The following is a 23,408-nucleotide window of genomic DNA, read 5'->3' as shown; positions in this document are numbered from 1 at the left end:
GGGCTATCGCATGCAGGAGCGATATTCAAGACAAATATTATTTTCTGGTGTTGGAGAAGAAGGACAGAGAAAAATAAGAGAGAAGCATGTGCTTATTATTGGTGCTGGTGCTCTCGGTGCGGCAAATGCAGAAGCGATTGTTAGAGCAGGTGTTGGAAAAGTAACGATTGCTGATCGTGATTATGTAGAATGGAGTAATTTACAAAGACAACAACTATATACAGAAGAAGATGCAAAGCAGTATAAACCGAAGGCGATAGCGGCTGCAGAACATTTAAAAGCGATTAATTCTGAGGTGGAAATAAATCCGGTTGTGACGGATGTAACGGTGCAAGAAATGGAAGAATTAGTGAATGATGTAGATTTAATATTAGATGCGACAGATAATTTTGAAACGCGTCTTCTTATTAATGATATTTCACAAAAGTATAATATTCCGTGGATATATGGTGGGTGTGTCGGAAGCTACGGAGTAACGTATACAATTTTACCAGGGAAAACACCGTGTTTTCGCTGTTTAATGGAGCATCCAGCGAGCGGTGCAACATGTGACACAGCTGGTATTATACAACCGGCAGTACAATTAGTAGTTGCGCATCAAATTACGGAAGCGCTGAAAATATTAGTAGAAGACTTTGGTGCGCTTCGTGAAACGATGTTATCGTTTGATCTTTGGAATAATCAACAGATGGCATTTAAAGTGAATAGGCAGAAAAAAGATACTTGTTTATCTTGCGGAAGGTTACGTACATATCCGAGTTTAACATTTGAAGGACAAACGAAAACAGAAGTGTTATGTGGGCGGAATACAGTACAAATTCGCCCGGGTGTGCGGAAGAATTTTAATTTAGAAGAAATTAAAAAACGCTTACAAAGAAGCGTAGAGATAAAGGCGACACCTTATTTATTATCATTTCCGGTAGAAGAATATCGTTTTGTTTTATTTACAGATGGCAGGGCGTTCATTCATGGGACGAATGATATGAATGTAGCGAAAAGTTTATATGCAAGATATATAGGTTGAACCTAAAGGAAACCCTTTAGGCTCAACGGAGAGAGGATTATGAATTTCTCGTATAATCTCCACTTTTTCCACCTGTTTTTTCAAGTAAGTACGTTTCACCGATAATCATACCTTTATCGACAGCTTTACACATATCATACACAGTAAGAGCGGTAGCGGAAGCAGCTGTTAAAGCTTCCATTTCAACACCGGTGCTACCTTCTGTTTTAACTTTTACTTCAATGAGTAAACGATATTGTTCTTCTGATTGTTTCCAATCGAAAGAAACGTCAACACCTTTTAATAATAAAGGGTGGCACATTGGGATAATATCAGAAGTACGTTTCGCGGCCATAATGCCTGCGATTTGCGCAACTGCTAATACGTCACCTTTCCCAATTTCATTGTGAGAGATTTTATCGTAAATTTCTTTCGTAACGACAATGCTAGAGCACGCAATTGCTGTTCGAACGGTTGCTTTTTTTTCGCTTATATCAACCATTTTTGCGCGTCCTTGGTCATTGAAATGTGTAAATGAAGACATGGAATTCCTCCTTGAAGTAATTTCTATTGAATATATAAAGTTTAATCGAGATAAAAAAAATTGCAAATATGAGGTGAGAAACGATGGTAGAAAAACGAATTCCAATTCAAGTTGCTGAGGCAGTAGAACGGGTAATGAAATATGCGAAGCATGGTGAAGTAGAAGAAATTTCTATTACGGAAAGTTACGGGAGAATTCTCGGGGAAGATGTTGTCTCAGATCATGACGTTCCTCATTTTGATCGTTCCCCTTACGATGGTTTCGCCATTCGAGCAGAAGATACGAAAGAAGCAACTCAAGAGAATCCAGTTGAATTTGAAGTAATAGGAGAAATCGGGGCGGGTTCCGTTTTTTTAGAGGAAGTAGGAGCTTTTGAAGCAATTCGCATTATGACAGGAGCAGCTATTCCAGAAGATTGCAATGCAGTCGTAATGCTAGAGCTGACAGAAGGGTTTGAGAAGAACGGGAAAACATATATGAAGTTAAAACGCCCTTTTAATAACGGTGACAATGTGTCGTTTAAAGGAGAAGATATAAAACAAAATCAAGTTCTCGTTAAGAAAGGTGTTGCAATTAATCCAGGTGTTGCGGCCTTACTAGCAACGTTTGGATATAGCACGGTGAAAGTTGTAAAACAGCCTGTTGTCGGTATTGTAACGACAGGAAGTGAATTATTAGAAGTACATGAGCCGTTAGAACCGGGGAAAATTAGAAATAGTAACTCGTATATGATCGCAGCTCAAATTATGAAAGCTGGCGGGAAAGTTCGTTATTATGGTCAACTCGCGGATGAGTTAGATGCATGTTTTACAGCTGTTCAATCAGCGATGGATGAGGTCGACATTTTAATTACAACAGGCGGTGTATCAGTAGGAGATTATGACTACTTACCAGCTATTTATGAAAGATTACAGGCAAATGTACTCTTTAATAAGATAGCCATGAGGCCCGGAAGTGTAACGACAGTAGCTGAAGTTGATGGAAAGTTACTCTTTGGTTTATCAGGAAATCCGTCTGCTTGTTATGTAGGCTTTGAATTATTTGTGCATCCAATTATAAAAACGTATTTGTATGCGAAGGAACCTCACGTATATAGAGCGGATGCTATTTTACAAAAAGATTTTCCGAAGCCAAATCCATTTACTCGTTTCGTAAGAGCGAACGTAACAATTGTGCATGGGGCGTTACAAGCGATGCCGGTTGGTTTAGATAAATCGAGTGCGGTATCTTCACTTGCAGATGCGAATGCTTTTATCGTGTTACCCGGAGGAACGAGAGGATTTGAGACCGGAATGAAAGTATCCGTATTATTGTTAGAGCACTCTGAGGGATGTGAGTGGCCATGGGCGAAGCCCCTTCAATCTTACAAATAGTAGGGTATCAAAATAGCGGAAAAACGACACTTGTAGAGAAAATTGTGCATGCATTAGCCGAAAGCGAAATGAAAGTTGCTACAATTAAACATCACGGGCACGGAGGTTTTCCAGAAGTAGCGCAAAAAGATAGCGAAAGACACCGTAAAGCTGGTGCTGTCGTAAGTAGTGTAGAAGGTGCTGGATTACTTTCACTTTCTTCACTAAGAAAGAAATGGTCCTTGCAAGAAATTATTTGCTTATATGAGTTTTTTAAAGTGGATACAATTTTAATAGAGGGCTATAAAAAAGAGAACTACCCGAAAGTAGTGTTACTTCGTTCTGCGGAAGATGCTGAGCTTTTACATAAAGTAGAAAATATAGTGGCGGTTATTACGTGGTATGATGTCCCAGTAAATATACGAGAAGAATATAAAGTATTTCATATAACAGAAGAAGAGTTGTACATAGACTGGTTTTTACAAACGGTTAGGAGTGCGAAATGACAAATACATATTATGAAGTAATTGATACAGAAATCTCGATTGAAGAGGTAACGAAGAAAGTAATTCGACGTGAATGCGGTGCTGTTACAACATTTATTGGAACGGTTAGAGAGTTTACGAAAGGGCGTCGTACATTATACTTAGAATATGTCGCTTATAAAACGATGGCAGAAAAGATGCTAGAGAAAATCGGATTAGAAGTGAAAGAGAAATGGCCAGGTACACACGTTGCGATTACACATCGCATCGGTACGTTGCAAATTTCTGATATAGCGGTTGTTGTTGCTGTTTCAACACCACACCGTAAAGCGGCTTATGAAGCGAACGAATATATTATGGAACGCATAAAACAAATTGTTCCGATTTGGAAAAAGGAGTTTTGGGAAGATGGTGACTCATGGATTGGTGATCAATTAGAAAAAACACCATATCCGGCGGGAGAGCCTGGGAAGGAGCTATAAGTATGATTCGAGTATTGTTATTTGCGCACTTGCAAGAAGAAGCAGGGACAAGTGAATTACAAATAGAGAAAGAAAATATTACGGTTGCACAGTTAAAAGATGTTGTTGCGAACGAATATAATGTACCAGTTTCAGAGCCAATTATGGTTGCGATTAATGAAGAATATGCAAATGAAGATGACAGGGTCCAATCTGGTGATGTTGTTGCACTAATCCCACCAGTGAGCGGTGGTTAATATTGGATTCATTAAAACGACTTTCCTATATAGGGAAAGTCGTTTTTTTATGGCAGTTTTGAGAACACTAATCTATAGAACAAGGAGGGAATTATGAAAAAAATATGTGTAGTTATGACAATGCTATGTGCGTCTTTTTTCTCTTCTCCAAGTGATTCTTTCGCGAAAGAATCAAGAGAACAGCTTTTAGAGAGTGCATTATCAAATAGGTACTATTCAGTTATTAGACAAGTGACAGAAGATCAATATGAATGTGCTTCAGTCATAAATATAAAGCGTCTCGGCAAGAAAGATGAATTTGTTCCTAGGTATGAAGTGAAGCTACAATTTCTTACATTTCAAGGAGCGCATAATCCCCCGAACGATAAAGTTACGCTTACTTTGGAAGACCATTTAGATCACGTAAAGATAAAGAAAGTGGAGCGAGAAAAGAATGTTTCTGACGCTATTGCAGAAAAAGTTTGTGAACGGGAAAAAGAAAAAATAAAAGCTCACTCTAATGACTTAGAGTGATAACCTATGCATTTAGTAAAGAAAGGTAATGAGTGATGGATATATTTTTAGCGATTTTACCAGCTATATTTTGGGGAAGTATTGTGCTATTTAACGTAAAACTGGGCGGGGGACCGTATAGTCAAACGCTCGGAACAACGTTTGGAGCACTTATTTTCTCAATTGTTGTTTATATTTTTATGAAGCCAGTATTAACACCTACCGTTATCGGAGTTGGAGTTGTGTCAGGTTTATTTTGGGCGCTTGGTCAGGCAAATCAATTGAAAAGTATTGATTTAATGGGTGTTTCGAGGACGATGCCAATTTCAACAGGACTTCAATTAGTCGCGACGACTTTATTTGGCGTTATCGTATTTCATGAATGGTCCACGACAATATCGGTCGTCCTTGGGGTTTTAGCGCTCGTTTGTATTATTATCGGTGTTATTTTAACATCGCTTCAAAGTGAAGAAGAAAAGAATGCAGAGCAAGCAGCAAACTTTAAAAGAGGTATCGTAATTTTATTAATTTCAACAGTCGGCTATTTAGTTTACGTAGTAGTGATTAGACTATTTAACGTAGATGGTTGGTCAGCTTTGTTGCCACAAGCAGTTGGTATGGTGTTAGGTGGGATTTTGCTTACCTTTAAACATCATCCATTTAATAAATATGCAATCCGAAATAGTATTCCAGGATTAATTTGGGCAGCTGGAAATATGTTTTTATTCATTTCGCAGCCGCGTGTTGGAGTCGCAACAAGTTTCTCGCTATCGCAAATGGGAATTATTATTTCCACGCTTGGTGGGATCCTTATATTAGGTGAAAAGAAAACGAAACGTCAATTAACGGGTATCGTTGTCGGTATTGTTTTTATTATCGCAGCCGGAATTATGTTAGGTATAGCCAAAAGTTAAAGGAGGTATGGAAATGTATAGTGATTTAGCAGGGAAAGTTGTCGTTATTACAGGATCAGCAACTGGTCTTGGAAGAGCGATGGGAGTGAGGTTTGCTAAGGAAAAAGCGAAAGTTGTTATTAATTATCGCTCACGAGAATCAGAAGCGAATGATGTGTTAGAAGAAATTAAAAAGGTAGGCGGCGAAGCGATTGCTGTAAAAGGTGATGTAACCGTCGAATCAGATGTTGTGAATCTCATTCAATCTGCTGTGAAAGAGTTTGGTACGCTTGACGTTATGATTAATAATGCAGGGATAGAAAACGCGGTACCGTCGCATGAAATGCCGCTTGAAGATTGGAATAGGGTAATTAATACAAATTTAACAGGTGCTTTTTTAGGAAGTCGTGAAGCGATTAAATATTTTGTAGAACATGATATTAAAGGTTCTGTCATTAATATGTCTAGTGTTCATGAGAAAATTCCGTGGCCACTATTTGTGCACTATGCAGCGAGTAAGGGTGGTATTAAACTGATGACAGAAACGTTAGCGCTAGAATATGCGCCAAAAGGTATTCGAGTAAATAATATTGGACCAGGTGCAATTAATACGCCGATTAATGCAGAAAAGTTTGTTGATCCTAAAAAACGTGCTGACGTAGAAAGTATGATACCGATGGGCTATATTGGAAACCCTGAAGAAATTGCAGCAGTAGCAACTTGGCTCGCTTCTTCAGAGGCGAGTTATGTAACGGGCATTACGCTATTTGCAGATGGTGGAATGACGTTATATCCATCGTTTCAAGCTGGGCGTGGGTAATATAAAAGGACGAAGAGATAAAACTCTTCGTCCTTTTTTTACAAAAAAAATAGCGGCCAGCTATTTTAAATTTAGTGATTAATTGTATCTTGAAGAAATTCTGTTGCTTGATGTTCAGTAACATTTTGTACGAGCGCGACTTCGCTAATCATCATTTTTCGTGCATTATCTAGCATTTGTTTTTCGCTCGCATTTAATGCTCTCTCTTTATTGCGGCGAAGTAAATCCCGAACAACTTCTGCGCTATCTTGTAAATTGCCATTTTTCATTTTTTCCATATTCATTGTATATCTTTGTTTCCATGAGAGTGATGGGTCTGACCCCCCGTTTTGAAATTCAAGAAGTATATCATCTAACGTACCTCGATCAACGATATAACGAATACCCGATTTTTTTAATTGATCCATCGGAAGCATTACTTGCATATCTTTACTAATGATGCGTATCACACAATATTGACGTGAAGTACCTAATATTTCTTTCTCTTCAATTGCTTCAATGATTCCTGCACCGTGCATTGGATAAACGATTTTATCACCAATTTGAAACAAATCATCCACCTCCATATGTGGTAACCACTTTTAATGATAGCATACGTATGTAAAAATGTCAAATTTTATATAATAACATAATATTTATATTCGAGTCAATAAGATAAAGTGCTTTTTTATGTTTTTTTTGGGGACCTTATTTATCGTGATTTTTTTAGAAAAATAGTACAGGTGAAGAAAGAAGGCATATCCACTTATTTTTAAGCATAAAATGTAAAAGCGCTAATACAATATACCTAAATCCGTTCTTTGCAAAGGAGGGAGAGAAGGTGGGGCGCACAATAAAAATTGATATTACAAATAAAGTTGTAGCTAAATTTAGACAAAATTATTTGGAATTATATACGAGTAAATTTATGATAGGTAAGTTTTATGTCTATACTGAAGATAAAGAATATGTGTTAGAAGACGGATATATATATGAGAATGGAAAGTTTTATCGCATCATAGATACGCACCGTGGCAATAATCAAGCGGCCGAGGGCTGCGATCTAGGACGGTGTTAACATGATTCGTGTGAAAGTATTTGATGAAAGTCACGAAAAAGACTTAGAAGACGCTGTGAATGTATTTTTGAAAAAGATTGATGATAGCAACTTTGTAGATATTAAGTATCAAGTTGGTGTTTCTATTAACGACGATGAAAACCAAATTTATTGTTTTTCAGCAATGATCGTTTATAAAGCATAAAAAAGAGCTGGCTCACCCAGCTCTTTTTTATGTTTTATGTTGGGACAACATGTGTCGGTAATACGTTCATAATAGATTGGGTTGTGCCTAATTTCTTTGTCGTTAAAAGAGGCTCCCCTGTTTCATGGTTTTGGGCATCTTTACACATACCAAGGTGATAACGATCACCTAAAAATGGATCAATATAAAAACCGTTTTTGAATACTTTATCATTTGGATGTTTTTCATGGTGAATATCAGAGCAGTTAATGCAATAGAACATAGCGTTCAACCCCTTTTTATTTTGTTTGAAAAAAGTGAGTCGGTAGTCATTTCGCTCCTAAGGAAATGTTGAGGAGAAGAGAAATAACTACCTACTCAAATGGTGGGCATATTCCTTCTGATTTGTCATATCTCGCGTATTGTCCCTGAGGGAAGGAGGAGAGACGAAGTACGCATGATATAAGTAAGGCGCTTCTTTCAATATGAATGATGGAGTTTCATGTTGAGAGAAGTTTTTATTTTGTATTGCCTTTGTGAGTATATTATGAGGAAATGCTAAGAGGGTGTTTGTCCTGTTGAAAAAATGTTGAGAATTTCTCAACAGTAAAAGAATTAGCGTTGACATGAAACTAAAAGGTGTTATATTATCAAAGTATAACCAAAAGGTGTTATGTTGTAACGCCGAGTAAAGGAGAATGAAAATGGAACAACAAAATACATTAAATGATATTAAACAAACAATCGTTTTTAACGCGTCTATTCAAAAGGTATGGAGTGTAGTATCAACTGCAGAAGGGATTGCGTCATGGTTTATGCCAAATGATTTTGTATTAGAGGTAGGACATGAATTTCATGTGCAATCACCATTTGGGCCATCACCATGTAAAGTATTAGAAATTGATGAACCAAACCATTTATCTTTCTCATGGGATACAGATGGCTGGGTTGTTTCATTTGATTTGAAAGACTTAGGAGATAACAAAACAGAATTTACGTTAATTCACGGCGGCTGGAAACATCCTGATGAAATTCTTCCGAAAGCAAATGCGAAGAGCTCTATTATTCGCGATAGAATGAGCGGTGGTTGGGTAGCGATTGTAAATGAAAAACTGAAAAAGGTTGTCGAAGGCTAAGTGTCCTCGTCAGCAGCGAAATATGATGTATTTCAAGCAATTGCTGATCCAACCCGCCGAGAAGTAATACGGTTATTAAGTGACAAAGAGTTACCGATTTCCAAAATAACGGATCATTTTCCGATGAGTCGTACTGCGGTTGTAAAGCACCTTCATATTCTTTCAGAAGCGAATTTAGTAAGTGGAAGAAAAAGCGGAAGAGAGAAGATATATCGTTTGCATCCAGAACCATTAGAAGAATTACAACAATGGCTCTCGTATTATGAACGTTTTTGGGATAATAAATTATCCATGCTGAAACATATTGTGGAGAATGAAGAATAAAAAGGATGACCAAAATGGTCATCCTTTTATTGTTGCTCACTTGTTTGTGTAGCTGGCTTTAATAAGAGCCAAGCGATAATTAATGTAAATACTGCTAATACGAAAGTGCTCATATAAATGACGTGTACGCTTGATGCTAATGCAGATTGCGATTCGGTTACTACGTTTGCTGTAGTACCGCCGTGTCCGCCAGATACAAGATCAAGGTTTTTAATACCACGTGCGTGAATCATCGTATTGAAGATTGTACCGAATATTGCAGCACCTAACGTTTGACTAAATGTATTAATAAATGTGTTTAAACCAACAGCTGTTCCGCGTGTATGAGCTGGTACAGCTGCTTGAATTGTTACCATGTAAATCGGTGTCACAAGCCCCATTCCTAAGCCGAATAATCCGACTGCTACATAAATAAGGAACGATGGTGAATTTGTTGATAGTGTAAATAATAAGAACGTAGCGACTGATAAAATGCTAGCTCCAAGTAAAATGATTTGTTTCGTTTTTAATTTGCCTACTAAGTTACCAGAGAAAATAGCGCCAAATGTCCACATAACAGGAATTGGCATTAAAATAAGTCCAGCTTCTGTAGCGTTTTTCCCTAATACACCTTGGCTCCAAATTGGAAGGTACATTGTAATACTAATAATCATTGCGCCAGCAATAAGAGTTAATATATTTATCGTAGATAATGTACGGTTAGAGAAAAGTGCTAGCGGAATTAATGGTTCCGGAGATTTCTTCTCGATGAATAAGAAAATAATAAATGAAATAGCGGCAAAGATTAATAGGCCGATAATTGTCATGTCTCCCCAGTTTTGCTTACTGCTACCTGTTAATAATGCATATAGTAGAGCGATTGTACTTAATGAGAAGACTGTTGCACCAAGATAATCGATATGATGCTTAGCAGGTTTAATAGATTCTTTGTAGTAAATTGCAATCATTAAGCAAGCGATAATTCCGAATGGAACGTTTAGGAAGAAAATATAACGCCAAGAAAGGGAATCAACTAAAAATCCACCTACTAACGGTCCGATAACACCGGATACACCCCAAACGGCACTCATCCAACCTTGTGCTTTCGCGCGGTCTTTCGCTTCGCTATATAAGTCTCCAATAATCGTCATTGTGATTGGCATAACAGCACCAGCACCGATACCTTGAAGCGCGCGGAAGAAGATTAATTGTTCCATCGATGTAACGACTCCGCAAAGTGCAGAACCGACTAAAAAGATTGTAGCTCCGATCAGTAAAACTTTTTTACGGCCAAATAAATCAGCGAGCTTTCCGTATATTGGAGTCGAAACAGCTGTTGCAAGCATATAAATTGCATATACCCAACTAACAAGTTCGACGCCTGACAAATCACTCGTTATACGAGGGATTGCTGTACTAACAATCGTTCCTTCTACCGCAGAAAGAAACGTCATTAACATTAAAGACATCATGACTTTTTTTCTCATTTGTTTTCCCCTTACCCTTTTTTAAATATTCAACAATATAAAATATAAAGGTACTAAGGTATATAAAGCAACAAAAAAGCAATGGGAAGTTAAGTGGAGCCTATATTTGTCGTTTCTTGTCGGTAAGTCGATATAAGTTGCAGAATCGCTGATAAATTTGGAAAATAGCCGATATAAGTTGCGGAATCGCTGATATATTTGTGGAATCGCTCATATAATTTCATGTGCCTATAAAAAAAGAAACAGGAATCCCTGTTTCTTTTTTTAATACTGCATTTTCGCGTTTTCTCCAGCTGTCGTTCCGGCAATTCTACCAGTAACAAGGGCTGATGTAATATTATAGCCACCAGTATAACCATGAATATCAAGAACTTCTCCGCAGAAATATAAGCCGTTCGTAAATTTAGAAGACATTTCTTTCGGATTAATTTCTTTCACGGATACACCGCCGCCAGTAACGAATGCTTTTTCAATTGACTGCGTACCATTTACATTCACAGTAAACTCTTTAAAGTCTTTCACAAGTGCACGAATCTTTTCGTGAGAAACTTGTCCAGCTTGTTCGCTGCCGTCAATTTCATTTTTTTCTAATAAGAATAGGAAGTAACGTTCAGGAACATAACCTTTTAAAACGTTTTTAATTCCTTTTTTCGGATCTTCTTTCATTTGTTTCAGCATGCGCTGAAATAGTTGTTCACTATTTTCCTCTGGCAATGCATCAATACTCATTTGTATTGTATTCGTTTTAAACTTTTTCAGTGCTTTCACGACGAATTGGCTACAGCGAAGAGCAGCAGGTCCAGATAGGCCGAAATGAGTGAAGAGCATGTCCATTTTGTGAGAAATGATAGCTTTTCCTTTCGGATTTAATACACTTAAGTTTATATCACGTAAAGCAAGACCTTGTAATGAGCGGTTACGTATAAACGGCTCGTTTGAAAGGATAGGTACTTCTGTTGGGAATAATTCTGTGATTGTATGACCCGCTTTTTCAGCCCAAGCATATCCGTCTCCAGTAGATCCAGTTTGAGGAACTGATTTTCCGCCAACAGCGATAACGACGTGATTTGTTTCTAACACTTCGCCTGTTTGCAGTATAACTGCTTTTGTTTGACCATTTTCATATTCAATTGTTTCAACAGGCGTATTTGTACGAATTTTTACACCTAAGTCTTTTAATCGTGTTAAAAGTGCGTCTACAACAGATTGTGCTTTGTTTGACACAGGGAACATGCGACCGTGGTCTTCTTCTTTCAATTTAACACCGAGATTTTCGAAGAATGTAATAATATCTTCATTATTAAAAATAGAAAAAGCGCTGTATAAGAAGCGACCGTTTCCTGGTATATGTTTAACAATTTCATCAAGTGGTAGACGGTTCGTTACGTTACAGCGTCCGCCACCAGAAATTGCAAGTTTACGCCCAAGTTTATTTCCTTTATCAAGAAGTAAGACATTTGCGCCTTCTTCTGCAGCACCAATTGCAGCCATTAGCCCAGAAGGACCGCCGCCGATGACAATAACATCATAATGCATAATATATCGACCTCATTTTCTACATTTCCTGCCTAAAAGAATAGCATGTTTTCCCTTAAAAGAAAAATAGAGTGAAGTACTGCTTAATGAGAGAATTGTGGTACAATACAAAAGTTAGAGTTCAGCACTATCCTGCCATTTGTAGGCGATAAGACTAAAACCTCAAGATTTAGGAGAAGTAAATAGGGAGTCTGTTAGCCTGTAAATGCTCGAATGGTTCAACTAATAAGGAGTAGGAGAGAAGTCTCCAACTAATTATAGTTTCACTTTATGTAGATGTAGGAGGATTTTTGTATGTCCGATTCGAAATTTCTGCGCGGAACGCTTATTGTTACGCTAGGGACATTTTTAGTAAAGTTCTTAGGCATGATTTACGTCTTTCCGTTTCATGCATTAGTAGGAACAGAAGGCGGAACGCTCTATACATATGGATACATTCCATATACGATCTTTTTAAGTATCGCAACGGCAGGTGTGCCACTTGCTGTTTCAAAATTTGTTTCCAAATATAATGCGCTTGGCGATTATAAAACGAGCCGGAGAATGTTCCGCTCGGGAATGGTTATGATGATAGTAACAGGAGTTCTTTCGTTCCTAGTACTGTACATGACGGCGCCATTGTTTGCAGAAGCGATGCTTGGTAAACAAAGTATACACAATAATGTAGGAGAAGTTACGACGATCATTCGTCTTGTAAGCTTCGCGCTTATTGTTGTACCAGCAGCGAGTTTAATTCGTGGTTATTTCCAAGGTCACCAGTCTATGGGACCAACTACCGTTTCACAAATTATTGAACAAATTATTCGTATCGTCTTTTTATTAGCAGGTAGTTTTATCGTTATTAAAGTACTTGGCGGTACAGTTGCAACAGCAGTTGGAGTAGCGACATTTGCTGCGTTCGTTTCAGCGGTTGGAGCACTCGGTGTGTTAATTTGGTACTGGCTAAAACGTAAAAAATATTTGGATCAATATTTAATTGAACAAACTGTACCAGAATCAACAGTAAGCACCGTTCAATTGTTTAAAGAGTTATTTGCATATGCGATTCCTTACGTTGTAATTGGGTTAACAATTCCTTTATATCAACAAATTGATACATTGACATTTAACTCAATTATGCAGGCGATTGGTCAAGGTGATATCGCAGAGCGAGCTCTCGGTATTTTCACAATGTGGACGCATAAGTTAATTATGATTCCTGTATCACTTGCAACAGCGTTTAGTTTAACGCTTGTACCAGCAATCACAAAATCATTTACTGAAAAACAATACCGCTATTTGAAATTACAAATTACACAAACATTCCAGGCAAATATGTTTTTAACATTGCCAGCAGTTGTCGGTATTTCTTCACTTGCATATCCAATTTATACTGCGTTTTACGATTCAGATCCACTAGGTGGACAAGTATTAATGTGGTATGCACCAGTTGCGTTGTTATTCGCTTTATTTACAGTAACAGCAGCAATCCTGCAAGGTATTAACCAGCAGAAGCATGCGATTATTGCGCTTATAATGGGCGTTATTTTGAAATTTGTATGTAACGTAATCTTTATTCGTTATTTCGGTACAGTAGGAGCAATTCTAGCGACAGCAGTTGGTTTCTTAGCTTCTGTTTGGTACACAAATCAACAAATTAAAAAATACGCACACTATTCATTCGGTGTTGTATATAAAAGAACATTCCAAATTGCAGTACTGACACTTATAATGGTCGTTGCTGTAAAACTATCACAATGGATTCTATCCTTCATGATTTCGCCTGATGGCCGTATTGGTGCTCTTATAACAGTTGCGATTTGTGCAGGTATTGGCGGTCTTGTTTACGGATTGTTAGCAATTCGCACAGGAGTACTTGAAAGAGTATTTGGTGGAGAAGCATTAGATAAAATTCAACGTAAACTTGGTAGTAGATTTAAAATAAAGTTGAAATCAAGAGGGGCGTAATTACGTCCCCTTTTCTATGATAAATAAAGAAGGTGAAAAACGTGAGATTAGATAAATTATTAGCAAATATGGGATATGGAAGTAGAAAAGAAGTAAAGAAATTATTGAAAGATGGCGTTGTGAAAATTGATGGAACGCCAGTAAAAGATGCGAAAGTTCATGTAAATGTAGAAGAGCAAGAAGTTATGATTCACGGTGAAGTTGTGGAATACAAAGAATTTGTTTACTTAATGATGCATAAACCACAAGGTGTTATTTCAGCGACGGAAGATGATAATCATGAAACAGTAATAGATTTATTAGAATTAGAAGATGCAATCTTTGATCCGTTCCCAGTTGGACGACTTGATATCGATACGGAAGGCTTCTTATTGATAACAAATGATGGGAAGTTATCACATCAATTATTATCTCCGAAAAAGCATGTGCCGAAAAAATATTATGCACACGTTGCAGGAGTAGTAACAGAAGAGGATGTAAAAGAATTTGCTAAAGGTGTTATTTTAGACGATGGCTATGAAACAAAGCCAGGTGCACTTACAATATTGAAAAGCGATGATATTTCTGAAATTGAGCTTGTGATTACGGAAGGGAAATTCCATCAAGTGAAGCGTATGTTTGAAGCGGTAGGAAAAAAAGTAGTCTACCTAAAGAGAACAGAGATGGGTCCGTTAGTATTAGATGAAGAACTAGAACTTGGACAATACCGAGAGCTAACAGATGAAGAAGTAGAAATGTTAAAAACATATCAAGTAGATACTGAAAAGTAGTACCTTTATAGGCGCAGAAAAGACCCCTTTCTAATTATTAGAAAGGGGTATGTATTTATTTACCATACAATTATTTTTCGTTATGAGGTCATTCTCACTTTCTTTCCTGTTGTTGTCCACTTACCGCGGCAAGGGCTATACACGAGTTCATTAAACTGCAACACATTTAGATCACGTTGTATCGTTCGCGGTGTGATCCCGAACTCATCTACAAGGTCTTTCGTCGTTACCGTTCCGTTTTCATTGATGTACATATAAATTGATTTAATGCGTGTTAGCATACGAGTAGTTGTAGGTTTCAAGAGAAAACCACTCCTCTACTAGTTTTTTTGACCCCATTCAGGAAAGAAGGTCGTTACTACCATTGTACTCTACATGATAAAATTCATGCTTTAATCTACTTAAATTTTACAGAAATTTAACAAATATTCATATAGAAAAATATTGGTAGTTGACATTGTATATATGGTCAGTCAACTAACACATAAAATTCTACGTAAAACGCCAAATTCCTGCAAATTTTTTTGGAAAAACAAAAGAAAAACTAATAAGAAATATCTGAAATATTACAATTGTTCGGTATTTAGTTTTCGTGTATGGCATAAGAGATTTCTGTTTGTTATGATGAAAGAAACAATATAGTGAAGGATGGATGCGTGATGTCAGCGATTAATTGGACAGAAGAAGTTGCAAAACGAAAAGATGATTTAATTCGTGATACACAACAATTTTTACAAATTAAAAGTGTATGGGAAGAAGAATCTGCGAAAGAGGGCGCACCATTCGGTGAAGGTGTAGAAAAAGCTCTATCTTTCATGTTACATAAAGGAGAAGCTGAAGGTTTTGCTTCTAAAAATTTAGAAGGATATGCAGGTCATCTTGAAATGGGACAAGGAGAAGAATTAGTAGGTATTCTTTGTCACGTTGACGTTGTACCAGAAGGAGATGGCTGGACGACTCCCGCATATAGTGCGGATATTCGCGATGGAAAGATTTTTGCACGTGGTGCAATTGACGATAAAGGCCCAACGATGGCAGCATATTATGCAATGAAAATTGTGAAAGAATTAGGCTTACCTCTTTCAAAACGTGTTCGTATGATTATAGGAACAGATGAGGAAAGCAATTGGAAATGTGTAGATCACTACTTTAAAAATGAAGAAATGCCAACAATTGGTTTTGCACCGGATGCAGACTTTCCAATTATTAATGCAGAAAAAGGAATTTCTGATATACAAGTTGTGCAAAATGGTAGTGAAGAGAAAAAAGGTACATATGAACTTGTTTCATTTGATTCAGGGCGCCGTTTAAATATGGTTCCTGATTTTGCAGAAGCAGTTATCACAGGAGAAGATGTAAATGCACTTACAGTAGCATATGAAGAGTATTTACAAACTGCTAAAAAAATAGGGAAATCGACTATAGAAGGAAATACAGTGACGTTGCAAATAGAAGGAATTTCAGCGCACGGATCTACTCCTGAAAAAGGAGAAAATGCAGGTTTATTATTAGCAAACTTCTTAACTACAGTTTCACTTGATGGAAAAGCAACTGCATTTGCGACATTTGCAACAGAAACATTTACTGGTGATATTTTTGGTGAAAAAGCTACTATTGCTTACAAAGATGAAATTAGCGGTCCGTTAACAGTGAATGTCGGTCGCATTTCTTATACGAAAGAAAACGGTGGTAACTTAGGGCTAAACGTACGTTACCCAGTTACAACTAACTTTGAAGAAACAATTGTGAAGTTGAAAGAATATGTTGGTACGCATGGTTTTGAAGTGGCTGACTATTCTAATTCTCGCCCACATCACGTCGATAAAGATCACGTATTAATCCGTACGTTACAACGTGTGTATGAAGAACAAACAGGTGAAAAAGCAGAACTATTAGCAATCGGCGGCGGTACTTATGCTCGTTCATTAAAAGCTGGTGTGGCATTTGGCCCGCTATTCCCTGGAAAAGAAGAACTTGCGCATCAAAAAGATGAGTATATCGAAATTGAAGACTTATTGAAAGCAACAGCAATTTACGCGCAAGCAATTCATGAATTAGCGAAGTAATGGATATATAAATAATGTCCGCTCTCTATTTTGGAGAGCGGCTTCTTTTTACCTGAATGAGATAAGAAAGAAAAGCAACAATAGAAAAGAAGGAGAAGATGTACATGGAACTGCATTATTTTGTCGCAATTACGTTACCGAATCATATAAAAGAAATGCTGTCTAACTATAAAGAGGATATGCAAGAGGAATTACAATTTCGTTCATGGGTACATAAAGAAGACTATCATATTACCCTTTCATTTTTAGGGAGTGCAACGGGGGAACAATTAGAGGGAATAAAGAATGGATTAAAAACAATTGCAGAAACAAAAGAACTATCGTTCACATTACAAGGTTTTTCAACGTTTGGTAGGGAAGATCAGCCTCGTATTTTTTGGGCGAAGGTAAGTGAGAATCACGATTTGTTTCAGTTGCAAAAGCAAATACATGCCATTTGTGAAGAAAATGGATTTTCTCTAGAAACACGCCCATATCACCCGCATATTACCGTTGCTCGTAAATGGATAGGAGAAGAAAAGTTTCGTTTAGAAAGTATAAAAGAAGTGCCTGAAATATCATTTCAAGCAGATACAATTACTTTATACGAATCCCACGTGAAAGAAACCCCGAAGTATAAATCGATTGCTGAAATAAAATTACAAAAATAGAATGTTGAAAACGTTTTTTATGCAGGTGAATATACTATAGAGAAGAATGGAGTTACTGTATAGAGTCTTGTTGATAAGAAAAGCCTTATCATTTGCAGCTCATTTTATCTCGCCTAATTGGTGAAGGCTAATAATAAGTGAGGATGGAGAAATTTTCTCGCTCATTAAAGTTTCACTTTATTTTAACTTTGAGAATGATGGTGATTTTTTTATGTTGAAAGTAAAACGTCCATTTGATGCCTATTTAGATGAAATGAATAAAATTACAATTTTGCTCCCACATGCGTATGGAACAAGTCGGACATTTCGTTTGCAAGAAGGAAGTAATGTGAAAGATTTACCGATTGCTCATACTATTGCGCTTCCAGATGCAACGAAGTATGAGTGCTTTATAGAAGAGCCGCTAGATGTGGGGAAGTATTATACAGTACGAGATGAACGGAATGAAGAAACTGATTTACAAATAGGTGCTGTTATTCGAACAAAAAGTTTCGATGAAAAGTATTATTACGAAGGTACAGATTTAGGTGCTGTTTATCAAAAAGAAGAAACGACATTTAAAGTATGGGCCCCAACTGCAAGGCTTGCGAAAGTAAGAATTTATAAGAGCGATAAAGAATATACCGATCATGAAATGTACAGGGGAGAAAACGGAGTTTGGATTCAAACATTACAAGGTGATTTAGACGGAGCACGCTATACATTTCTTGTTTGTATTAATTTAATATGGAACGAAGCTGTGGATCCTTATGCAAAGTCGGTGACGGTAAATGGAAAACATGGTGTTGTTATCAATTTAGAAAAAACGAATGTAACAAGACGAGAGGGATTACCAACATTACAATCAATGACAGATGCCATATTGTATGAACTGCATATTCGTGATGCGACTATACATCCAAATAGTGGAGTAATTCAAAAGGGAACATATAAAGGATTGATGGAAGAGGGAACAACAGGACGGAATGGGACATTAACAGGGTTGTCCCATATAAAAGATTTAGGTGTTACACATGTTGAACTATTACCTTTATATTGTTTCGGTGGTGTAGATGAGGCGAATCCTTCGTCCGCCTATAATTGGGGATATAATCCATTATATTACAATGCACCAACAGGATATTATGCTACAAACCCCTCTGATCCGTATAACAGGATAGTTGAGTGCAAACAACTAATTGAAACATTTCATGAACAAGGTATTAGGGTGATTATAGATGTTGTCTATAATCATGTTTATGAAAGAGAGCTATCATCATTTGAAAAGCTTGTTCCAGGATACTATTTTCGTCATGGTGAAGATGGTATGCCTTCTAATGGGACGGGAGTCGGAAATGATATAGCGTCTGAACGGAAAATGATGAGGAAATTCATTGTAGAGTCTATTTTATATTGGCTTACTGAATACAATGTCGATGGATTCCGATTCGACTTAATGGGAATTTTAGATGTTGATACAATGAATATGATAGAAAAAGAAGTGCGAAACATAAAACGAGATGCTTTGTTATTAGGAGAAGGATGGGATTTACAAACACCGCTTCCTGCCAAAGAAAAAGCAACGTTAAATAATGCGAAGAAAATGCCACATATCGCGCAGTTTAATGATCAATTTCGTGATGGGATAAAAGGGAGTACATTTCATATAAATAAGCGTGGTTTTGCATTTGGTGGGCATGTAGACTGTAATCATTTGCAGTATATTGCAGCAGGAAGTCTTTTAAGTATGAAAGAAACAGGGCTGTTTCTAGAGCCAGCGCAAAGCATTAACTATGTAGAATGTCATGATAATATGACGATGTGGGATAAACTAGTGCGCAGTAATGAAGAATCAGAAACGATTTTGAAAAAACGTCACCTGTTAGCGAGCGCAATGGTTATTCTTTCACAAGGCATTCCTTTCTTACACGCAGGGCAAGAGTTTTATCGTACGAAGAAAGGAAATGAAAATAGTTATAATGCAAATGATGAGATCAATCAATTAGATTGGGATCAAAAAGAGAAAGAGATAGAGACTGTTAACTATATAAAAGGTTTAATTGCGATTCGTAAAGAGCATGGGGCATTCCGTTTACAAAGCGCAGACCTTATAAAAAAACATATGACTTTTTTACAAACATCTACAGAAGTACTTGCATATCACCTAGAGCATGCAGAAACGTTTGGGCCATGGAAAGAGATTATCGTCTTATTTAATAGCGGTTTAGAAGCTAAAACTGTGCAACTTCCGAAAGAAGCAACGTGGCATGTGTTAGTAAACGAAAACGAAGCGAAAATAGAGCCAATTTCTTCATTTAGAGGAAAGGAACTTAAGCTCGCTCCAATTAGCACGTATATATTGACGATAATGTGACAAATCGCTACTTGACGATGAGAATGTAATAAATGTAGAATTGACAAAGGTGACGATTTTGATAAGTTGTCATTCTATGACAGGTTTTGTAAAATAAAATAGAGGATTTTTGGCTTAGGCTAATTTTTCTTTTCATTTACAGTAAAATATATGAATCCACAACATGTGTAGAAATGTTGCGGTTTTTCTTTTCATAACTATAAAAGATAAGGATTTGTTAACGGGTAATGAATATGGAATGGTTGGAACAATTATTAGGAAAAGAGTGGAGTCTTGTACCGGCTGGTGGAGTAACGGGCGATGCATATATTGCGCAAAACGGACAACAGAAGTTATTTTTAAAGCGGAATACATCGCCCTTTTTAGCGGTATTGTCAGCAGAAGGAATTGTTCCAAAATTACTTTGGACAAGAAGGGTAACGAATGGTGATGTAATTTCTGCTCAAAAATGGCTTCCGGGACAGAAGCTAGAGCCAGAGGATATGAAACTAGAACGTGTTGCGAAACTTTTGAAGAAAATACACTCCTCTAAAGCGCTTGTACAGATGATTCAAAGACTTGGGAAGCAGCCGCTTCACGCACAAGAGTTATTACAACAACTGCAACTCGTTTTAAGAGGAGATATAAGGGATGATGAAACAATTCAGCAAGGCCTTCAATATTTAATGGATTCATTAAAAGCTATTGAATACAATGAATTCGTTGTATGCCATTGTGATGTAAATCATAACAACTGGCTATTGTCGGATGAAGATGAATTGTTTTTAATTGATTGGGATGGAGCTGTAATTGCTGACCCAGCTCTAGACCTCGGTATGTTATTATATTGGTACATTCCGCGCCAGGAATGGAGTGAGTGGCTCGGTTACTATGATATTGAAATGGATGAATCGCTGCTTAGGCGTATGAGATGGTATGTGATAGCACAAACGATTTTGTCTATTCAATGGCATACAACAAAAAAACAGCAAGCAGAAGCTGAATATTGGCATCAATATTTACAGCAACTACTTGCTTCAGAATGATACTTAAGAAAAATTGTCCATTCCAGCAATCCACTGAGTAAGTTGTTCTTGATTATTGGAAATATGGTTGTCCAAATTAGAGGAAGATTTACCCGATTGACTATAAGAATATACATCGTTTAGCATTGTTTTAGCGTCACTACTTATATTATCGTTTGCGAGTAACGATTGAATGAGGCGCTCTAATTGCTCGCATTCTGAAACTGTCCCGCAGCAATCACTTTGGTGGTTGACTAAAATATCTTTCAGTACTTCTAATTGATGTTGTTGATTAATTGGCATGAACGGATCATCCTTTCGATTGTTTTTCTCTTCAAATGTAAGAGAAAAAGCTGTTTCGTCATGGAATGTTTAATGCTGTATGTAGTTTTTATCAAAATGGTACATCTTATACTTGAAAGAAACGGACCGAGTGCTCGTACGTACTTGGTTTTTTGTTTGGTAGATTGATTAAAAAAGAAAGAAGGAATTATTCCTTTAAAATAGCTATGTAAAGAGAGGGAAACATCTATGCGTTTAAGACATAAACCGTATGCAATGGATCGAATTAATGAATATTCACATATCGTAATCGGAAACCCAGAGGAGCGCGCTGGTAGCTGGAAAGAAGTATTTGGAAACGAACAACCAATTCACATTGAAGTAGGTACAGGTCGTGGCCGCTTCATGTATGATATGGCGAAAGCGAATCCACATATTAATTATATTGGAATTGAAAAATTCACAAGTGTTGTTGTAGATGCACTTGATAAATTAATTGAAGAAGAATTACCAAACTTAAAGTTAATTAATAAAGATGCTGAAGATTTAACAGTTTTCTTTGCGAAAGGTGAAATTGATCGCGTTTATTTAAACTTCTCAGATCCATGGCCAAAGAAACGTCATACGAAGCGTCGTTTAACGTATAAAACATTTTTACGTAATTACGAAGAAGTGTTAGTAGAAGGCGGAGAAATTCATTTCAAAACAGATAACCAAGGTTTATTTGAATATTCTCTTATGAGTATGGCTGAGTATGGTATGTTACTAACGTACTTAAGCTTAGATCTTCATAACAGCGACTTTGAAGGTAACATCATGACTGAATACGAAGAGAAATTCTCTAGTAAAGGTCATCGTATTTACCGAGTTGAAGCAAAATATCGTACAGAGCCTATGCAGTAATGCGTAGGTTTTTTTACACCTAAAATAATCAGAATTTTATGTTAAGATTAATTAAAAAGGGGGATGTGTAATGGAACAGTTACAAATTGGAGATATAAAAGTAACGTGGTTAAAAGGCGGGAATACACATTTAGATGGAGGAGCAATGTTTGGAGTCGTGCCGAAAGTACTTTGGTCACGTAAATATAAACATAATGACACAAATCATATTTATTTACGAACAGATCCGTTACTTTTGCAAACAAAAGATGGAAATATGCTCATTGATTCCGGGATAGGAAACGGTAAGTTGAATGAGAAGATGAAACGCAATCAAGGTGTAACAGAAGAATCATCGGTTTATGAATCATTAGAAAAATTAGGATTAAAGCCTGAAGATATCGACTACGTCTTGATGACACATCTTCATTTTGATCATGCATCTGGTCTAACAAAATGGGAAGATGATCACCTTGTACCGGCATTTCCAAATGCGAAAGTTTACGTAAGTGAAACAGAATGGAATGAAATGAGGAATCCAAACATTAGATCACGTAATACATATTGGAAGGAAAATTGGGAGCCAATTGTAGATCAAGTTGTTACGTTCCAGCAAGAAATAGAAATTACAGATGAAATCAAGATGGCACATACGGGTGGGCATAGTGATGGACATGCAGTTATTGCTTTAGAAAGCCAAGGAGAAACGATGCTTCATTTAGCAGACCTATTGCCGACGCACGCGCATCAAAATGTATTATGGGTAATGTCATACGATGATTATCCGATGACCTCGATTGAAAATAAGCAAAAGTGGATGAAGTATGGTGCTGAAAAAGAGGCATGGTTTACGTTTTACCATGACGCATATTATCGAGCTGTGAAGTGGAATGAGGAAGGTCATATCGTAGAAAAAATAGAACGGAAAACGAGTATAGAAGCATAAAAATAGGAGGTTGTTCCATCATATTTATTGGAGCAGCTTCTTTTTTATTGTCGGGTTTTGTCGGTAAGTCGATATATTTAAAAAATCGCTGATATAATTTTAATCAATACCCGCAATTTCAAAAAAATAAGAGGTTCACCTAATGGGAACCCTCCGTTTTATGCTGCTATAACCTCTAAAACAGTACCTGTTTTAGCATCAACTAAAAATTCAAATCGTTCTTGTATATCATTTAACATCGTTGTAAGACCGCCGCGATAAACTTCATATGCGACATCATATTTTTCAAATGTCTCTGGAACCATATGTACCCAAGAGCCAGTAATTTCACCTTTATGACTTAATGCTTGTTTCACCATTTTCAATGCTTTTTCTGAAGAAATATGGGATTGTTCTTGTACTTTGTTTGCAACGAGATAACCAGCTGCGAACCCAACGCCAAGACCTGCTACTAAACCTTTCCAGCTCATATATTCACCTCAATTCTATAAAATAAAAATAGTGTACCGATAATAATTA

28 protein-coding genes are annotated in these 23,408 nt (G+C 37.0%); 20 read left to right on the top strand and 8 right to left on the bottom strand.

Features of this window, described 5'->3' with window-relative positions:
• Positions 1–10 precede the first annotated feature (10 nt).
• The gene (locus ACTFN4_RS06030; RefSeq protein WP_001158098.1) at positions 11–1,024 is read left to right on the top strand and encodes a molybdopterin-synthase adenylyltransferase MoeB; all 1,014 of its coding nucleotides are present in this window, start codon (positions 11–13) and stop codon (positions 1,022–1,024) included.
• 37 nt (positions 1,025–1,061) lie between these two features.
• Here ACTFN4_RS06030 and moaC read toward each other — a convergent pair whose 3' ends face one another.
• On the bottom strand, positions 1,062–1,547 hold the full coding sequence (gene moaC / locus ACTFN4_RS06025) for a cyclic pyranopterin monophosphate synthase MoaC (protein ID WP_000094159.1): 486 nt from the start codon (positions 1,545–1,547) through the stop codon (positions 1,062–1,064).
• A gap of 83 nt (positions 1,548–1,630) precedes the next feature.
• On the opposite strand from moaC, the gene ACTFN4_RS06020 reads away from it, so the two are divergent.
• The 7 genes from ACTFN4_RS06020 (at position 1,631) to ACTFN4_RS05990 (ending at position 6,307) form a co-directional block, all read left to right on the top strand.
• Positions 1,631–2,920 carry a molybdopterin molybdotransferase MoeA gene (locus tag ACTFN4_RS06020; protein WP_439962122.1) on the top strand — a complete coding sequence of 430 codons (1,290 nt, stop codon included), beginning with the start codon at positions 1,631–1,633 and terminating at the stop codon, positions 2,918–2,920.
• Complete coding sequence (gene mobB, locus ACTFN4_RS06015) at positions 2,890–3,405, top strand: molybdopterin-guanine dinucleotide biosynthesis protein B (RefSeq protein ID WP_000503323.1); 516 nt, start codon at positions 2,890–2,892, stop codon at positions 3,403–3,405. The genes ACTFN4_RS06020 and mobB overlap by 31 nt, the downstream gene beginning before the upstream one ends.
• Positions 3,402–3,866 (top strand): molybdopterin synthase catalytic subunit MoaE, encoded by a 465-nt coding sequence (gene moaE / locus ACTFN4_RS06010; RefSeq protein WP_000185942.1) that lies wholly within the window; start codon positions 3,402–3,404, stop codon positions 3,864–3,866. Before mobB ends, moaE begins: the two co-directional genes overlap by 4 nt.
• Positions 3,867–3,868: 2 nt before the next feature.
• Positions 3,869–4,102: a molybdopterin converting factor subunit 1 gene (gene moaD / locus ACTFN4_RS06005; protein WP_000621778.1), complete on the top strand. Its 234-nt coding sequence runs from the start codon at positions 3,869–3,871 to the stop codon at positions 4,100–4,102.
• Between the two features lie 93 nt (positions 4,103–4,195).
• Positions 4,196–4,615: a DUF3888 domain-containing protein gene (locus ACTFN4_RS06000; RefSeq protein ID WP_000717684.1), complete on the top strand. Its 420-nt coding sequence runs from the start codon at positions 4,196–4,198 to the stop codon at positions 4,613–4,615.
• Positions 4,616–4,650: 35 nt separating this feature from the next.
• A complete protein-coding gene (gene glcU, locus ACTFN4_RS05995) occupies positions 4,651–5,508 on the top strand; it encodes a glucose uptake protein GlcU (protein WP_098887067.1) in 858 nt (285 codons plus the stop codon).
• A gap of 13 nt (positions 5,509–5,521) precedes the next feature.
• Complete coding sequence (locus tag ACTFN4_RS05990; protein ID WP_439962121.1) at positions 5,522–6,307, top strand: glucose 1-dehydrogenase; 786 nt, start codon at positions 5,522–5,524, stop codon at positions 6,305–6,307.
• 71 nt (positions 6,308–6,378) lie between these two features.
• On the opposite strand, the gene ACTFN4_RS05985 is transcribed toward ACTFN4_RS05990, so the two are convergent.
• Positions 6,379–6,873, bottom strand: a complete 495-nt coding sequence (locus tag ACTFN4_RS05985) for a CarD family transcriptional regulator (RefSeq protein WP_439962120.1) — start codon at positions 6,871–6,873, stop codon at positions 6,379–6,381.
• Between the two features lie 254 nt (positions 6,874–7,127).
• Here ACTFN4_RS05985 and ACTFN4_RS05980 point away from each other — a divergent pair, with 254 nt between their 5' ends.
• Both ACTFN4_RS05980 and ACTFN4_RS05975 read left to right on the top strand, forming a co-directional pair.
• Complete coding sequence (locus ACTFN4_RS05980) at positions 7,128–7,364, top strand: DUF2553 family protein (RefSeq protein WP_000533806.1); 237 nt, start codon at positions 7,128–7,130, stop codon at positions 7,362–7,364.
• Position 7,365: 1 nt separating this feature from the next.
• Complete coding sequence (locus ACTFN4_RS05975) at positions 7,366–7,548, top strand: sporulation protein Cse60 (protein ID WP_000621751.1); 183 nt, start codon at positions 7,366–7,368, stop codon at positions 7,546–7,548.
• Positions 7,549–7,582: 34 nt separating this feature from the next.
• Here ACTFN4_RS05975 and ACTFN4_RS05970 read toward each other — a convergent pair whose 3' ends face one another.
• On the bottom strand, positions 7,583–7,810 hold the full coding sequence (locus ACTFN4_RS05970; protein WP_000498989.1) for a DUF3973 domain-containing protein: 228 nt from the start codon (positions 7,808–7,810) through the stop codon (positions 7,583–7,585).
• A 421-nt stretch (positions 7,811–8,231) separates the two neighbouring features.
• Here ACTFN4_RS05970 and ACTFN4_RS05965 point away from each other — a divergent pair, with 421 nt between their 5' ends.
• Together ACTFN4_RS05965 and ACTFN4_RS05960 are read left to right on the top strand one after the other, a co-directional pair.
• Positions 8,232–8,663 carry an SRPBCC family protein gene (locus ACTFN4_RS05965; RefSeq protein WP_000437765.1) on the top strand — a complete coding sequence of 144 codons (432 nt, stop codon included), beginning with the start codon at positions 8,232–8,234 and terminating at the stop codon, positions 8,661–8,663.
• Positions 8,664–8,987 carry an ArsR/SmtB family transcription factor gene (locus ACTFN4_RS05960; RefSeq protein WP_000098837.1) on the top strand — a complete coding sequence of 108 codons (324 nt, stop codon included), beginning with the start codon at positions 8,664–8,666 and terminating at the stop codon, positions 8,985–8,987.
• A gap of 26 nt (positions 8,988–9,013) precedes the next feature.
• On the opposite strand, the gene ACTFN4_RS05955 is transcribed toward ACTFN4_RS05960, so the two are convergent.
• Both ACTFN4_RS05955 and ACTFN4_RS05950 read right to left on the bottom strand, forming a co-directional pair.
• Positions 9,014–10,453: an MDR family MFS transporter gene (locus ACTFN4_RS05955; RefSeq protein ID WP_001228021.1), complete on the bottom strand. Its 1,440-nt coding sequence runs from the start codon at positions 10,451–10,453 to the stop codon at positions 9,014–9,016.
• A gap of 264 nt (positions 10,454–10,717) precedes the next feature.
• Positions 10,718–11,989: an NAD(P)/FAD-dependent oxidoreductase gene (locus ACTFN4_RS05950; RefSeq protein ID WP_325832487.1), complete on the bottom strand. Its 1,272-nt coding sequence runs from the start codon at positions 11,987–11,989 to the stop codon at positions 10,718–10,720.
• Positions 11,990–12,283: 294 nt separating this feature from the next.
• Here ACTFN4_RS05950 and ACTFN4_RS05945 point away from each other — a divergent pair, with 294 nt between their 5' ends.
• Both ACTFN4_RS05945 and ACTFN4_RS05940 read left to right on the top strand, forming a co-directional pair.
• Entirely contained in the window at positions 12,284–13,936 is a 1,653-nt protein-coding gene (locus ACTFN4_RS05945) for a putative polysaccharide biosynthesis protein (RefSeq protein WP_001284028.1), read from the top strand.
• 41 nt (positions 13,937–13,977) lie between these two features.
• Positions 13,978–14,706: a pseudouridine synthase gene (locus ACTFN4_RS05940; protein WP_001234947.1), complete on the top strand. Its 729-nt coding sequence runs from the start codon at positions 13,978–13,980 to the stop codon at positions 14,704–14,706.
• An 80-nt stretch (positions 14,707–14,786) separates the two neighbouring features.
• Here ACTFN4_RS05940 and ACTFN4_RS05935 read toward each other — a convergent pair whose 3' ends face one another.
• Positions 14,787–15,008, bottom strand: a complete 222-nt coding sequence (locus tag ACTFN4_RS05935) for a DeoR family transcriptional regulator (RefSeq protein WP_000805512.1) — start codon at positions 15,006–15,008, stop codon at positions 14,787–14,789.
• 357 nt (positions 15,009–15,365) lie between these two features.
• On the opposite strand from ACTFN4_RS05935, the gene pepV reads away from it, so the two are divergent.
• From pepV to ACTFN4_RS05915, 4 genes are all read left to right on the top strand, one after another.
• Positions 15,366–16,772, top strand: coding sequence for a dipeptidase PepV (gene pepV, locus ACTFN4_RS05930; protein ID WP_001274236.1), 1,407 nt, complete (start codon positions 15,366–15,368; stop codon positions 16,770–16,772).
• 104 nt (positions 16,773–16,876) lie between these two features.
• On the top strand, positions 16,877–17,422 hold the full coding sequence (gene thpR, locus ACTFN4_RS05925; protein ID WP_000418986.1) for an RNA 2',3'-cyclic phosphodiesterase: 546 nt from the start codon (positions 16,877–16,879) through the stop codon (positions 17,420–17,422).
• Between the two features lie 211 nt (positions 17,423–17,633).
• Positions 17,634–19,775: a type I pullulanase gene (gene pulA / locus ACTFN4_RS05920; protein WP_000921750.1), complete on the top strand. Its 2,142-nt coding sequence runs from the start codon at positions 17,634–17,636 to the stop codon at positions 19,773–19,775.
• Between the two features lie 227 nt (positions 19,776–20,002).
• Positions 20,003–20,800 (top strand): phosphotransferase family protein, encoded by a 798-nt coding sequence (locus tag ACTFN4_RS05915; RefSeq protein WP_001986674.1) that lies wholly within the window; start codon positions 20,003–20,005, stop codon positions 20,798–20,800.
• Positions 20,801–20,803: 3 nt separating this feature from the next.
• Here the strand turns inward: ACTFN4_RS05915 and ACTFN4_RS05910 are convergent, their stop codons facing one another.
• A complete protein-coding gene (locus ACTFN4_RS05910) occupies positions 20,804–21,082 on the bottom strand; it encodes a YtzH-like family protein (RefSeq protein WP_001122235.1) in 279 nt (92 codons plus the stop codon).
• A 228-nt stretch (positions 21,083–21,310) separates the two neighbouring features.
• Between ACTFN4_RS05910 and trmB the strand changes: the two genes are divergently transcribed.
• The gene (trmB, locus tag ACTFN4_RS05905) at positions 21,311–21,964 is read left to right on the top strand and encodes a tRNA (guanosine(46)-N7)-methyltransferase TrmB (RefSeq protein WP_001239385.1); all 654 of its coding nucleotides are present in this window, start codon (positions 21,311–21,313) and stop codon (positions 21,962–21,964) included.
• Positions 21,965–22,034: 70 nt separating this feature from the next.
• Positions 22,035–22,889 carry a YtnP family quorum-quenching lactonase gene (locus ACTFN4_RS05900; RefSeq protein ID WP_000436848.1) on the top strand — a complete coding sequence of 285 codons (855 nt, stop codon included), beginning with the start codon at positions 22,035–22,037 and terminating at the stop codon, positions 22,887–22,889.
• Positions 22,890–23,047: 158 nt separating this feature from the next.
• On the opposite strand, the gene ACTFN4_RS05895 is transcribed toward ACTFN4_RS05900, so the two are convergent.
• Positions 23,048–23,359, bottom strand: coding sequence for a PepSY domain-containing protein (locus tag ACTFN4_RS05895; protein ID WP_000118543.1), 312 nt, complete (start codon positions 23,357–23,359; stop codon positions 23,048–23,050).
• Positions 23,360–23,408 lie beyond the last annotated feature (49 nt).

Origin of the sequence: Bacillus cereus group sp. MYBK95-2 (assembly GCF_051915225.1) — a bacterium.
GTDB classification, from domain to species: domain Bacteria; phylum Bacillota; class Bacilli; order Bacillales; family Bacillaceae_G; genus Bacillus_A; species Bacillus_A cereus.
Note: the sequence above shows the minus strand (reverse complement) of the source record. Positions and strands in the feature narration are given on the sequence as shown.